20 protein-coding genes are annotated in these 12,770 nt (G+C 66.0%); 1 reads left to right on the top strand and 19 read right to left on the bottom strand.

Features of this window, described 5'->3' with window-relative positions:
* Positions 1-82: 82 nt before the first annotated feature.
* Positions 83-1,045, top strand: coding sequence for a hypothetical protein (locus FFT09_RS23280; RefSeq protein ID WP_138382520.1), 963 nt, complete (start codon positions 83-85; stop codon positions 1,043-1,045).
* Here FFT09_RS23280 and truA read toward each other — a convergent pair.
* The 19 genes from truA to rplF all read right to left on the bottom strand — a co-directional run bounded on the left by truA (position 955) and on the right by rplF (position 12,763).
* Positions 955-1,881 carry a tRNA pseudouridine(38-40) synthase TruA gene (gene truA, locus FFT09_RS10550; protein ID WP_138382519.1) on the bottom strand — a complete coding sequence of 309 codons (927 nt, stop codon included), beginning with the start codon at positions 1,879-1,881 and terminating at the stop codon, positions 955-957. The genes FFT09_RS23280 and truA overlap by 91 nt on opposite strands.
* Entirely contained in the window at positions 1,878-2,423 is a 546-nt protein-coding gene (gene rplQ, locus FFT09_RS10545; RefSeq protein ID WP_024876309.1) for a 50S ribosomal protein L17, read from the bottom strand. The genes truA and rplQ overlap by 4 nt, the downstream gene beginning before the upstream one ends.
* A gap of 37 nt (positions 2,424-2,460) precedes the next feature.
* Positions 2,461-3,531 carry a DNA-directed RNA polymerase subunit alpha gene (locus FFT09_RS10540; protein ID WP_024876310.1) on the bottom strand — a complete coding sequence of 357 codons (1,071 nt, stop codon included), beginning with the start codon at positions 3,529-3,531 and terminating at the stop codon, positions 2,461-2,463.
* A gap of 112 nt (positions 3,532-3,643) precedes the next feature.
* The gene (rpsD, locus tag FFT09_RS10535; RefSeq protein ID WP_024876311.1) at positions 3,644-4,252 is read right to left on the bottom strand and encodes a 30S ribosomal protein S4; all 609 of its coding nucleotides are present in this window, start codon (positions 4,250-4,252) and stop codon (positions 3,644-3,646) included.
* Positions 4,253-4,274: 22 nt separating this feature from the next.
* Complete coding sequence (gene rpsK / locus FFT09_RS10530) at positions 4,275-4,679, bottom strand: 30S ribosomal protein S11 (RefSeq protein WP_024876312.1); 405 nt, start codon at positions 4,677-4,679, stop codon at positions 4,275-4,277.
* Positions 4,680-4,698: 19 nt separating this feature from the next.
* Positions 4,699-4,884, bottom strand: a complete 186-nt coding sequence (locus FFT09_RS23275) for a hypothetical protein (protein ID WP_081193306.1) — start codon at positions 4,882-4,884, stop codon at positions 4,699-4,701.
* A complete protein-coding gene (gene rpsM, locus FFT09_RS10520) occupies positions 4,881-5,261 on the bottom strand; it encodes a 30S ribosomal protein S13 (RefSeq protein ID WP_024876313.1) in 381 nt (126 codons plus the stop codon). Before rpsM ends, FFT09_RS23275 begins: the two co-directional genes overlap by 4 nt.
* A 202-nt stretch (positions 5,262-5,463) precedes the next feature.
* Entirely contained in the window at positions 5,464-5,577 is a 114-nt protein-coding gene (gene rpmJ, locus FFT09_RS10515) for a 50S ribosomal protein L36 (RefSeq protein WP_024876314.1), read from the bottom strand.
* 76 nt (positions 5,578-5,653) lie between these two features.
* Positions 5,654-5,875, bottom strand: a complete 222-nt coding sequence (gene infA / locus FFT09_RS10510; RefSeq protein ID WP_005443304.1) for a translation initiation factor IF-1 — start codon at positions 5,873-5,875, stop codon at positions 5,654-5,656.
* A gap of 276 nt (positions 5,876-6,151) precedes the next feature.
* Positions 6,152-6,931 (bottom strand): type I methionyl aminopeptidase, encoded by a 780-nt coding sequence (map, locus tag FFT09_RS10505; protein ID WP_138382518.1) that lies wholly within the window; start codon positions 6,929-6,931, stop codon positions 6,152-6,154.
* Positions 6,932-6,972: 41 nt separating this feature from the next.
* Positions 6,973-7,524 carry an adenylate kinase gene (locus tag FFT09_RS10500; RefSeq protein WP_081193302.1) on the bottom strand — a complete coding sequence of 184 codons (552 nt, stop codon included), beginning with the start codon at positions 7,522-7,524 and terminating at the stop codon, positions 6,973-6,975.
* The gene (secY, locus tag FFT09_RS10495; protein WP_024876317.1) at positions 7,521-8,834 is read right to left on the bottom strand and encodes a preprotein translocase subunit SecY; all 1,314 of its coding nucleotides are present in this window, start codon (positions 8,832-8,834) and stop codon (positions 7,521-7,523) included. Before secY ends, FFT09_RS10500 begins: the two co-directional genes overlap by 4 nt.
* Before the next feature lie 285 nt (positions 8,835-9,119).
* Positions 9,120-9,713 (bottom strand): hypothetical protein, encoded by a 594-nt coding sequence (locus FFT09_RS10490; protein ID WP_244231294.1) that lies wholly within the window; start codon positions 9,711-9,713, stop codon positions 9,120-9,122.
* 11 nt (positions 9,714-9,724) lie between these two features.
* Complete coding sequence (locus tag FFT09_RS10485; protein ID WP_138382517.1) at positions 9,725-10,144, bottom strand: hypothetical protein; 420 nt, start codon at positions 10,142-10,144, stop codon at positions 9,725-9,727.
* Positions 10,145-10,523: 379 nt separating this feature from the next.
* Positions 10,524-10,967, bottom strand: a complete 444-nt coding sequence (gene rplO, locus FFT09_RS10480) for a 50S ribosomal protein L15 (protein ID WP_024876320.1) — start codon at positions 10,965-10,967, stop codon at positions 10,524-10,526.
* A complete protein-coding gene (gene rpmD, locus FFT09_RS10475) occupies positions 10,967-11,149 on the bottom strand; it encodes a 50S ribosomal protein L30 (RefSeq protein ID WP_024876321.1) in 183 nt (60 codons plus the stop codon). Before rpmD ends, rplO begins: the two co-directional genes overlap by 1 nt.
* 1 nt (position 11,150) lies before the next feature.
* Complete coding sequence (gene rpsE, locus FFT09_RS10470; protein ID WP_024876322.1) at positions 11,151-11,786, bottom strand: 30S ribosomal protein S5; 636 nt, start codon at positions 11,784-11,786, stop codon at positions 11,151-11,153.
* A gap of 36 nt (positions 11,787-11,822) precedes the next feature.
* Complete coding sequence (gene rplR, locus FFT09_RS10465; protein WP_024876323.1) at positions 11,823-12,221, bottom strand: 50S ribosomal protein L18; 399 nt, start codon at positions 12,219-12,221, stop codon at positions 11,823-11,825.
* A gap of 2 nt (positions 12,222-12,223) precedes the next feature.
* Positions 12,224-12,763 carry a 50S ribosomal protein L6 gene (rplF, locus tag FFT09_RS10460; protein ID WP_024876324.1) on the bottom strand — a complete coding sequence of 180 codons (540 nt, stop codon included), beginning with the start codon at positions 12,761-12,763 and terminating at the stop codon, positions 12,224-12,226.
* Between the last annotated feature and the right edge of the window lie 7 nt (positions 12,764-12,770).

Here is a 12,770-nt window from a genome sequence, read left to right as displayed (position 1 = left end):
CAGGTGAGGTTGCAACGGGACCCCTGTGGACAACACCGCAACGGCAAAGGCGGATTGCTAAGCGTTGCGGGACCCTCGCCATATGAATGCACCGATGACACACGACGTCTTCCGCGGTTCCGTAGCTCGAGCAGCTGGTTACGTGACCTCCGCGCAACTGCGTGGACCTCAATACCGTCGCCTGTTCCAAGACGTTTACGCGCCTGCACACCTGGCGGTAACTCATGAACTCCGGTGCCGCGGCGCAGCACTTATCGCTCCGGAACAAGCCGTGCTAACTGGGCGTTCCGCTGCAACGGTGATGGGCGTGCCACTCGCACAACCCCACGATCTAGTGGAATTCGTCGTGCCGGAGAAGTATCGCTTCGGCCCGATTAAGGGAATCCATGTCCGCCGGACCTCAATTAAACAGGAGGAATCCCGGCCCTGGAACGTAATTCGCATTGCTCGCCCCTGGCGTGTCGCACTCGATTTGATGTTGCGACTGTCGCCTCGAGTTCATAGCTGGGTGCGCCGCCTTCGGACCGCTGTTCCCGATGTGGACGCTTTCATTCGCGCTGGCCTGGTCTCGTTGCCGCAGTTGCGTCAACGACTACGAAACCGTCGCAACCGCGGCATCAGGTTGGCACGGGCAGCCCTGTCGTTGGTCGACCCCCGAGCCGAGTCACTTCCCGAGTCGGACCTACGAGTGCTGTTGAAAACGAGTGGACTCAACCCGATTCCACAGTACTCAATCTTGGCGGACGGACACGAAGTGGCGAGGCTCGATCTCGCTCTACCGGAAACACAGACTGCTGTCGAGTACGACGGACGGTGGCACCGCACCAAGCGACAAACAAGACGGGACAAGATCCGAAGAAGACGACTCTCCGCGGAAGGTTGGCGGTTCGTCATCGTCACGGCCGAGAAATTGCAGGGAGACTACGAACGAATCTTGTCCGAGATCCGCGAAGCTCAGTCGCGTTCGTCGCTTTCGCGAAGCGGCAGAACCCGGACGTTGCGCGCCTTCTCGGCCTGCAACGCCATTTCATCATCGGCCGGGTAGTCGACTCGCACCAGAGTCAGGCCGTGAGCAGGCGCCACGGCGCTGTGACGCTGCCGTGCGCGCAGGAGTCTTGCTGGCCATTCCGCATCACGTCGTCCGTCGCCCACCCACAGGAGGGCTCCGACAAGGCTCCGCACCATCGAATGGCAGAAGGCGTCCGCAGACACCGTGAGATGCAGTTCGTGTTGGCTCACGCGAGTCCATTGAAGCTCGGCCAACTCACGGATGGTGGTAGCACCCTGCCTCTGCTTGCAGAACGCCGCGAAATCATGGAGGCCCAACAGCCTGGATGCCGCCTCGTTCATCACGTCGACCGACAGTGGGCGTGACCACCCCAAGGTGTCTCGCCGCAGTAAGGGACTGACACCCCACGGGGCGTCCGACACCTTGTAAAGGTAGTGACGTTTCGCAGCCGAAAAGCGCGCGTCGAATCCAGCTGGCGCACGAGTCGCCTTCAGTACTCGGACATCCGCGGGCAGAACGCGGTTGAGCCGGTGACATGCCCGCTCCAGACACGGCAACCCATCCTGGCCACGCGGCGCCTCGTTGGATCGCGTTTCGCCCGCTAAAGGCGTCACATCCACATGGACCACTTGGCCGGTCGCATGGACTCCAGCATCGGTGCGGCCGGCAACTACCACCGGGGTGATCGCGGACGCGCCCGGCGGTTGCTTGGCCAGTGCGTCCTCAAGCACGCCCTGCACCGTGCGGCGTGTCGGCTGCCGTGCCCATCCGGAGAAGTCTGTGCCGTCGTAGCTCACGTCAAGGCGCAGACGAACGAGCCCGCCATCCCTGGCGGGAACGGCGGGCTCGTTGCGGTGACTCGTCTCCGTCAGGACTCGTCCTTCTTGTCCGCGCCCTCAGCGGACGACTCAGCGTCCTGCTCGGCAGCCGATGCGGTCTCGTCGGCGGCCTCGTCGGCCTTCTCTTCCGCCTTGGGCTCTTCCGCCTTGGGCTCCTCGGCGGCGGAGTCCTTGGCGAACTTCGTCTTCCTGGCAGCCTCGGCCTCAGCGGTGACGGTCTTCTCCGACACCAGCTCGATCACTGCCATCGCGGCGTTGTCGCCCTTGCGCGGCAGCGTCTTCGTGATGCGGACATAGCCGCCATTGCGGTCGACGAAGAACGGCCCGATCTCGTCCATCAGCTTGTGCACGACGTCCTTGTTACGGACGACGCGCATGATCTGACGGCGATTGTGCAGATCACCCTTCTTGGCCTTGGTGATCAGCTTCTCGGCGAGCGGACGCACGCGCTTGGCCTTCGCCTCGGTCGTCGTGATCTTGCCGTGCTCGAACAACGACGTCGCCAGGTTTGCCAACATCAACCGCTCGTGCGCTGGCGATCCGCCGAGACGGGGTCCCTTGGTCGGGGTGGGCATCGGTTCTCCTCGTTCAGCTTCGCAGCCGCAAGACCACTTACAGCTGTTCCGTCTCTGCGTAGTCCTGGCCGTCGTCATGGCCAGAGTCCGGAAGTTCCGGAGCGGTCTCCGCGCCCCAGGTCTCCGCTCCACCTTCGTAGGTCGAAGCAGCGGCCGTGGGGTCGAATCCAGGCGGGCTGTCCTTCAGCGTCAAGCCGAGGCCGACGAGCTTCATCTTCACCTCGTCGATCGACTTCGCACCGAAGTTGCGGATGTCGAGCAGGTCGGCCTCGCTGCGCGACACCAGCTCGCCAACCGTGTGGATTCCCTCGCGCTTCAGGCAGTTGTACGACCGCACCGTCAGGTCGAGGTCCTCGATCGGCATCGCGTAGGCGGCAATGGTGTCCGCCTCCTGCGGCGACGGCCCGATCTCGATGCCCTCGGCGTCAACGTTCAGTTCGCGCGCCAGCCCGAACAGCTCGACCAGCGTCTTCCCGGCCGACGCGACCGCGTCCCGCGGCGTGATCGACGGCTTGGTCTCCACGTCGAGGACGAGCTTGTCGAAGTCGGTCCGCTGCTCGACACGAGTGGCCTCGACCTTGTAGGTCACCTTCAGCACCGGCGAGTAGATCGAGTCGATCGGAATCCGGCCGATCTCGGCGCCGGCCTGCTTGTTCTGCAGCGCGGGCACGTAGCCGCGACCGCGCTCGACGACCAGCTCGATCTCGAGCTTGCCCTTGCCGTTCAACGATGCGATCGGCAGATCCGGGTTGTGCACGGTGACGCCGGACGGCGGCACGATGTCGGCCGCGGTGACCTCACCGGGGCCCTGCTTACGCAGGTACATCGTGACGGGCTCGTCCTCCTCCGAGGAGACGACCAGTTCCTTGAGGTTGAGAATGATCTCGGTGACGTCTTCCTTCACCCCGGGCACGGTGGTGAACTCGTGCAGCACCCCGTCGATGCGGATGCTCGTGACCGCAGCCCCCGGGATCGACGACAGCAGGGTGCGCCGGATCGAGTTGCCCAGGGTGTAGCCGAAGCCCGGCTCGAGCGGCTCGATGGTGAACCGTGAGCGCGTTTCGTTGACCGTCTCCTCGCTGAGGGCCGGCCGCTGGGAAATCAGCACTGTTCTTCTTCCTTTCCTACCGGCGCCCGCCATATGACGCCGAAAGGTGTGGCGGAGCGGCGGCGCACTCGGGGCGCCGCCGCCGACCGTCCCGGCCGCAGCCGGAAACGAATCAGTTCTTCGAGTAGAACTCGACGATCAGCTGTTCCTGCACCGGAACCTCGATCTGCGCGCGCTCGGGCAGCTGATGCACCAGAATCCGGAGGTTCGAGGGCACGACCTGCAGCCACGCCGGCATCGGGCGCTCGCCCAGGGCCTCCTTCGCGGCGACGAACGGCAGCGTCTTCAGCGACTTCGGCCGAACGTCGATGATGTCGAACTTCGACACCCGGTAGCTCGGGATGTTCACGTTCTCGCCGTTGACGAGGAAGTGACCGTGGCTGACCAGCTGACGGGCCTGGCGGCGCGTCCGCGCGAGCCCCGCGCGGTACACGACGTTGTCGAGGCGCGACTCCAGCAGCTGCAGGAGGTTCTCACCGGTCTTGCCGGTGCGCCGGGCGGCTTCCTCGTAGTAGCGCCGGAACTGGCGCTCGAGGATGCCGTAGGTGTAGCGCGCCTTCTGCTTCTCCTGCAGCTGCAGCAGGTATTCGCTCTCCTTGATCCGGCCACGGCCGTGCTGGCCGGGCGGGTAGGGGCGACGTTCGAACGCCTTGTCGTTGCCGACGAGGTCAACCTTGAGCCGACGCGAGATTCGAGTCGCGGGGCCGGTGTATCGAGCCATGTTTCTTACTCCTCCCCGTTCCTCAGACCCGGCGCCGCTTCGGGGGGCGGCAGCCGTTGTGCGGCTGCGGGGTCACGTCCTGGATGGTGCCGACCTCGAGACCGGCGGCCTGCAGCGAGCGAATCGCCGTCTCCCGGCCGGAGCCCGGGCCCTTCACGAACACGTCGACCTTCTTCATGCCGTGCTCGGCGGCCTTACGAGCCGCGTTCTCGGCGGCCATCTGGGCGGCGAACGGGGTCGACTTGCGGGATCCCTTGAAGCCGACGTGGCCCGAGGACGCCCACGCGATCACCGCACCGTTGGGGTCGGTGATGGAGACGATGGTGTTGTTGAACGTGCTCTTGATATGGGCGTGCCCATGAACGACGTTCTTCTTTTCCTTACGCCGGACCTTCTTGGTCCCGGTCGTACGAGACTTGGGTGGCATGGTCGGGTGGTTCTCCTCGTTAACGCGAGTTCTGTTGGTGAGCTGCCGCGGCTTCGCGCTGTCCGCGCCGCATCAACGTGCCGGCGTCGGTGTACAGCTGGCGCAGCGCCATCGGACGGGCGTAGAGAGCCTTCGGCGACATCCGCGCCGCGCTACGGCGCTGAACCGCACCGGCGCGGACGGCCCGGCTGCCGCGGACGCTCACTTCTTGCCCGCCTTCTTCTTGCCGGCGACCGTCTTCTTCGGGCCCTTGCGGGTACGAGCGTTGGTCTTGGTGCGCTGGCCGCGCACGGGCAGGCCGCGCCGCCACCGGAGACCCTCGTAGCACCCGATTTCGATCTTCCGACGGATGTCGGCGTTCACCTCGCGTCGGAGGTCACCCTCGACCCGGTAGTGCTCTTCGATGTATTCCCGCAGCTTCGCGAGGTCGTCGTCGCCGAGGTCCTTCACGCGGGTGTCCGCGTTGACCTCTGTCGCGGCGAGAACTTCCTGGGAGCGGGTACGGCCGATGCCGTAGATGTAGGTCAGCGCGATCTCCAACCGCTTCTCACGGGGAAGATCGACGCCAGCGAGTCGTGCCATTGGCGCTTGTGCTCCTTCTGTTCGCTTCTCTTCGGGTCTGCTCCCCGCCCGTCCCGGGACGACTCGCCGTCGTCCGTCCGCTCTCGCGGACGGTGTCCCGGCCCCGGCCCGAAGATCCGGGGGTGAACCGGCCCGCCGACGGCGGACCGGTAGGCGCGGGGAGTGCTCAGTTCAGCTGTCAGATCACTGACGACAGCTGCGATCAGCCCTGGCGCTGCTTGTGGCGCAGGTTGTCGCAGATGACCATGATGCGCCCGTGGCGACGGACGACCTGGCACTTGTCGCAGATCTTCTTGACGCTCGGCTTGACCTTCACGTCTCCTGCTCTCCTGCTCGTGCTGAGTTGCTGCGCGCTCCCTGGCGGAAGTCACCTTCCGCCACGCTCTCCGTGATCACTTGTAGCGATAGACGATGCGACCACGGGACAAGTCGTAGGGAGACAGCTCCACGACAACCCTGTCCTCAGGAAGGATGCGGATGTAGTGCTGCCGCATCTTCCCACTGATGTGTGCGAGGACCTTGTGGCCGTTCTCCAACTCGACGCGAAACATCGCGTTGGGAAGCGGCTCGATTACACGGCCCTCGACCTCGATGGCCCCGTCCTTCTTCGCCATGTACTCCGCGTTTCGTGATCGGTTTGAGCGTTCGAGTGCTTGCCTGGCGGCACACACGTCACCCCGACCCCGCGCATGCGCGCACGATGGGGTCGGCGCGATGAGCACGCCGACTAAACAGTGTACGCAACGAATGTCAAGCCCGACCACGGGGTCCGCCACCCGTCTGGGCGGTCACCGAAGGGCGGGGTTGCGTGGTGAGCATTCAGCCCGCTAAACGCGCCCGACCGCGCCGACCGGAAGCCTGCCGCACACCGCGCGACCGCGTTTAGCCCGCTAAATGTCGTCCTCGGGCGCCGTCAGCACCCACGGGCCGTCCGCAGTGATGGCGACCGTGTGCTCCCAGTGAGCCGCGCGGGACCCGTCCGCCGTGACGACCGTCCAGCCGTCCTCCAGTTCGACCGTGTCGGCTGAGCCACCCGTCAACATGGGTTCGATGGCCAACGCCATCCCGACGCTCAGCTTCGGGCCCCGACCGGGCTTACCGAGGTTCGGCAGGAACGGCTCCATGTGCATCTCGCGCCCGATGCCATGCCCGCCGTACTCGGCGACCATGCCGTACTCGACACCATCACGGCCAGCCGCACGACGCGCGGTCGTCTCGATGGCGTGCGAGATGTCGGTGAGCCGACCTCCCGCGGCCACCGCGCCAATGCCGGCGAGCATGGCGGCCCGAGTCGCCTCTGACAGTGCCCGGTCGACGGCAGCCACTTCGCCGACCTCGACGGTCACCGCGGAATCGCCGTGCCAACCGTCGAGGATGGCGCCGCAGTCGACCGACAGTAGATCGCCTTCCGCGAGAACTGCCGTGCGCGACGGGATGCCGTGCACGATCTGCTCGTTCACCGAAGCACAGATCGAGGCTGGGAAGCCGTGATAACCCTTGAACGAGGGGACGGCACCCGCATCGCGGATCGTCTGCTCGGCGAGTTCGTCGAGTTCACCAGTGCTGACTCCGGGCCGAGCCGCGTCACTCACCTGCCGGAGCGTTCGTGCGACCACCAGACCCGCCGCCCGCATCGCCTCCAACTCGGCAGGCTTCTTGACCTCGATCATGCGCCGACGCCGAAACATGCTCAACGGTGTCCGACCGGCGCTCAGCGCTTGCCGAGCGCGTCGAGGACGCGCGACGACACCTCGTCCACGTCGCCGACACCGTCGACGGTGACAAGCACGTTCGAGTAGTACTCCAGCAGCGGCGCGGTCTCCGAGCGGTACACCTGCTGCCTACGCCGGATCACCTCTTCGGTGTCGTCGTCCCGACCACGCCCGAGCAGACGCTCGACGAGCATGTCCTCGGGAACCTTCAGCTCGATCACCGCGTCGAGAGCTTCCTCGTTCTCCGACAGGATGTCGCCCAGCACCTCGGCCTGCTTGGTGTTGCGCGGGAACCCGTCGAGCAGGAAACCCGACTTGGCGTCCGGCTCGCCCAGCCGCTCGCGAACCATCTCGTTGGTCACGGCGTCCGGCACCAGTTCGCCGGAGTCGAGGTAGCGCTTGGCCTCCCGCCCGAGCGGTGTCTCCTCCCCTACGTGCGTCCGGAAGAGGTCCCCCGTCGAGATGTGCGGGATGTTCAGCCGCTGAGACAACGCCGTCGCCTGCGTACCTTTACCAGCCCCCGGCGGGCCGACGAGAACTACACGCGTCATCGGAGGAACCCTTCGTAATTACGCTGCATCAGCTGGCTTTCGATCTGCTTCACGGTGTCGAGCCCGACACCGACCATGATCAGCACAGCTGTCCCGCCGAACGGGAAGTTCTGGTTGTTCCCTTCGCCGGTCACCGACAGGAAGAAGTTCGGCAGGATCGCCACCACACCGAGGTAGATCGAGCCGGGGAGCGTGATACGGCTGAGCACGAACCCGAGGTACTCGGCAGTCGGCCGGCCCGGGCGGATACCCGGGATGAAGCCACCGAACTTCTTCATCTCCTCGGCACGGTCGTCCACGTTGAACGTGATGGAGATGTAGAAGTACGTGAAGAAGATGATCATCGTGAAGTACAGCAGGATGTGTACCCAGTGCGACTGATCGGTCACGTAGTTCTGCAGGAACCGCTGCCAGCCCGACGCCTGGTTCGGGTCGCCGACGAGCTGCCCGATCAGGTCGGGCAGGTACAGCAGTGACGACGCGAAGATGACCGGGATGACACCGGCCTGGTTCACCTTGATCGGGAGGTAGGTCGACGTTCCGCCGTACATGCGACGGCCCACCATGCGCTTCGCGTACTGAACGGGAATCCTGCGCTGTCCCTGCTCGACGAAGATGACGCTCGCGATGATCGCCAGCGCGAGCACGCAGATGAAGAAGAACGTCAGCCCGCCCTGCGTGTTGAGGATGGTGGCACCCTCGGCCGGGATCTGCGCCGCGATGTTCAGGAAGATCAGCAACGACATGCCGTTGCCGACGCCGCGCTCGGTGATGAGCTCGCCCAGCCACATCATCACCGCTGTGCCCGCGGTCATCGTCAACACCGTCAGCGTCAGCGAGTAGACCGAGTTGTCCGGCAACACCGGCTGATCACAGTTGACGAACAGCTGCCCCCGGTCGGCCAGCGCCACGACACCGGTCGCCTGGAGTACCGCCAGCGCGATGGTGAGATAGCGCGTGTACTGGGTGAGTTTGCCCTGGCCGGACTGGCCCTCCCGCTTCAGTTCCTCGAAGCGAGGAATGACGACGGTGAGCAGCTGCACGATGATGCTCGCCGTGATGTACGGCATGATGCCGGTCGCGAAGATCGACAGCTGCAGGAGTGCCCCACCGCTGAACAGATTCAGCAGCGAGAAGACGTTCTGATCCTGACCCTCGACCTGCGCCTGGCATGCCTGCACGTTCGGATAGGAGACCCCGGGCGCCGGCGTGACCGCACCGATCCGGTACACGGCCACGACCATCAGCGTGAACAGGATCTTCTTGCGCAGGTCCGGCGTCGCGAGAGCCGAGCGGAAGGCGCTGAGCACGCGGGGGACCTCCTCGGCGTCGTCGGCGAACCGACGACCGGCTTTGGCCGGTAGAACCGGCTGGACACTCTGTCACTGGCGGCAAGCCAGATACGCTCGGGGCACAGGAGTGTCCCAAGCGTCGGTCTGACTCTAACAGCATCACGGCCCAACGCCGCACCTAGTGCGACAACTCGTCCACCGCCACACCGCACGGTGAGGGGCCGACGACCGCGTTCTGCCCGCTCAACGTGGCCAGGGCGGCCGGGGCGGGTCGCGTTTAGCGGGCAGAACGCGGTCTTGGGGTCAGCAGGCCGGGGCGACGCCTTCGACCTTGACGTCCCACGCGGGTTGGCTCGACGGGCCGTCGATCGTCACGTTGTGGACGTACCAGTAGTAGTGCCCGTAGTACGGGTCACCGAAGTGCATCTCGTACGTTCCGGTGACCTGCTCGCGCATCGGCGCGGCGAAGATGTCGACCGCCTGGTACGGACCGAGCTCGTGCCGGATCTCGTCGGCCTTGCTGGTGCTCCAGCTCCACTCCTGCTGGAAGCTCAACTCGTAGCCCGCCTCGAAGACCTCGCCGAGTGTCACGCCTGCGTTGATCGTGACCCCGACCGAGTTCGTCGTCGACTGCGAACTCTCCCAGCGGATAACCCGGGTCGACGTGCCCTCCGAACAGTTCTGGGCGCCACCGGCCAGCTCGTACGTGCCTCGATACACGTGTGGCGCGCCCGACGGGTGGAACTCGCAGACGTCGGTTCTGCCCTGTTCGCACTGTTCGAGCAACTGCCGGACGGTCGGCTCGTCGGCCGCTGTGGCCACGCCCGGCACGAGCAGTCCGCCGAGTAACGCGACCGCGCCGGTCAGCACCGCCAGCATTCGCCTTCCACGTCCCATCGCTCTCCTCCTCAGCTCAGGCCGACCGTGACGGTGCGGTCATTGATGTAGGCGCCAACCTCGGGGTGGTTGTCCTTGTACGGCCCCGCGCGATCACCGGAGTCCGGATACAGCCAGACCCAGCACGTCGACCACGCCTGGACCGAAGAGATCCGGTTCTGCCAGTAGTCATCGAGGTCCAGCCAGAAGTCGACCTTGTCGTTCTTCGGGCAGGGCTCGGGCACCGTGATCGTCAGAGACGATCCGCCGTAGTCGCGGTGTTCGAACACGGTGGCGCCGATGATGTCGGCAGCGGCGAGCGCCGAAGTCTCCTGCTTCGCTCCCTGTGACGTCGCGTCGGTCAATGTCGCGTAACAGGCGTAATCTCCGGTTGTCACGCTGTACACACAGTGACTGTCGTCGGATGCTGCGGCGCTGGGCGCGATCGTCATGGGCAAAGCGACGCCACAGGCAGCGGCCAGGGCGAGCGCAGTGCGTCGTCGGTGCCACCTTCGGGTGTTTCTGCGAGGTTCCATTCGGGTCCTCCTCCCCGCGAGCGCAATCCACGCGGAATCGGTTCAGCCGCCCGCTCGACCATCCCGAGACGCGCCGTCGGCAGTGAGGGCCAACTACCGAGTAACCCACGGACGCCCCCAGGACCCGACGATCGTTCTGGGCAGGCTGAGTGACCCGTCCCCAGCTGGACCGCGTTTAGCCCGCTAAACGCGGTCGGGGCAGCGGCCCGCGCAGCGGGCCAGGAACACAGAAAACGGCCCGCCCCTTCTAGGGGCGGGCCGTTTTCCGAATGATCTCTACGAGGCGATTCGGGCCTCACAGCGTGGTGGCAGAGCCACCCGCCGCTTCGATCTTCTCCTTCGCCGACTTCGAGAACGCGTCAGCGGTGACGTCGAGCTTCACACCGCCGAGGTCGCCGTTGCCGAGCACCTTCACCAGCTCGCCCTTGTGGACGACGCCCTTCGTGACCAGCTCGTCCTTGCCGACCGTGCCCCCCTCGGGGAACACGCGGGCGAGGTCGGCCACGTTGACCGCCTGGTACTCGGTGCGGAACCGGTTCTTGAAGCCACGCAGCTTCGGCAGCCGCATGTGGATGGGAATCTGCCCACCCTCGAAACCGGCGGGCACGTTCTTCCGGGCCTTGGTGCCCTTCGTCCCGCGACCCGCGGTCTTGCCCTTCGAACCCTCACCACGGCCGACGCGGATCTTGTCGCGCTTCGCGCCGGGCGCGGGCTTCAGGTGGTGGATCTTGATGGCCATTACTTGACCTCCTCCACGGTCACCAGGTGCCGGACCGCGTGCACCAGTCCGCGCACCTGCGGCGTGTCGTCACGCACGACGGACTGGCGGATCTTCCGCAGCCCCAGCGTGCGCAGCGAGGCGCGGTGGTTCTGCTTGGTCCCGATCTTGCTCTTGACCTGGGTGATCCTCAGCTGAGCCATGTCAGACCTCCTGCCCCGCACGCTGCCGCAGCATCCGGGCCGGCGCGACGTCCTCGAGCGGCAGACCACGGCGGGCCGCCACCTCCTCGGGGCGCTGCAGGTCCTTGAGCGCCCGCACGGTCGCGTGCACGATGTTGATCGCGTTGTCGCTGCCCAGCGACTTCGACAGCACGTCGTGGACGCCCGCGCACTCCAGCACGGCACGCACGGCGCCACCGGCGATCACACCGGTACCGGCGCTGGCGGGGCGCAGGAGCACCACACCGGCGGCTTCCTCACCCTGCACAGGGTGCGGGATGGTGCCCGCGATGCGAGGCACGCGGAAGAAGCTCTTCTTCGCCTCCTCGACACCCTTGGCGATCGCCGCGGGAACCTCCTTGGCCTTGCCGTAGCCGACGCCGACCTGGCCGTCGCCGTCACCGACGACAACCAGCGCGGTGAAGCTGAAGCGCCGACCACCCTTGACGACCTTCGCGACGCGGTTGATGGCGACGACGCGCTCGAGGTGCGGGGTCTTGTCCTGGGCCGCCCCGCCACGGCCACCGTCACGGCGGTCCCTGCGGTCCCGGCCGCCACCGCGCTCGCGGTCGCCGCCGGGTCCGCCCTGGCCGCCGGATTGCCGCGTACGTCCCGGCATCAGGCGTTCCTTCCGTTCTCGAGAATCTTGTTCATGTCAGAACTCCAACCCACCCTCGCGGGCGGCGTCGGCCAGCGCGGCGATACGGCCGTGGTAGGCGTTGCCGCCCCGGTCGAACACCGCACTGGAGATGCCCGCCGCCTTGGCGCGGGCCGCGACCAGCTCGCCGACCTTGGCGGCCTTGGCCTTCTTGTCGCCCTCGAGGGCACGGACGTCCGCCTCGAGTGTGGAGGCCGAAGCCACGGTGTGCCCCGCCAGGTCGTCGATCAGCTGAACGACGAGGTGGCGCGAGGACCGCTTCACCGACAGCCGCGGACGCTGCGCGGTGCCCTCGATCTTCTTGCGCAGGCGGTTGTGGCGACGGATCTTGCCGGCGCGACGGCGGGTCGAGATGTCCTTGCCGACCGGCTTGCGCTTCGTAACCGTTTCGCTCATGATCACTTACCCGTCTTCCCGACCTTGCGGCGGATGCGCTCGCCCTCGTAGCGCAGGCCCTTGCCCTTGTAGGGGTCGGGGCGGCGCAGCTTGCGAATGACGGCCGCGGTCTGGCCGACCCTCTGCTTGTCGATACCGGAGACCGAGAACTTCGTCGGGCTCTCCACCGTGAACGTGATGCCCTCCGGGGCCTCGATCAGAACCGGGTGGCTGAAACCGAGGGCGAACTCGAGGTCCTGCCCCTTGGCCTGCACCCGGTAACCGACGCCGTGGATCTCCATGCGCTTGGTGTAGCCGTTGGTGACACCGACGACCAGGTTGTTCACCAGCGTACGGGTGAGACCGTGCAGCGAGCGGCTCTCGCGCTCGTCGTCCGGACGCGTCACCTGCAGCGCGCCGTCCTCGTCGCGCTCGACGGTGATGGGCTCGGGAACGGTGTGCTCGAGGGTGCCCTTCGGCCCCTTGACCGTGATGTGCTGCCCGTCGATGTTCACATCGACCCCGCCGGGGACGGTGATCGGCAGCTTACCGATGCGTGACATGCCAGTC

Source organism: Saccharomonospora piscinae, assembly GCF_005862235.1.
Lineage (GTDB): Bacteria > Actinomycetota > Actinomycetes > Mycobacteriales > Pseudonocardiaceae > Saccharomonospora > Saccharomonospora piscinae.
The sequence above is the reverse complement of the archived record's forward strand: the minus strand, read 5'-3'. Positions and strand labels throughout refer to the sequence as shown.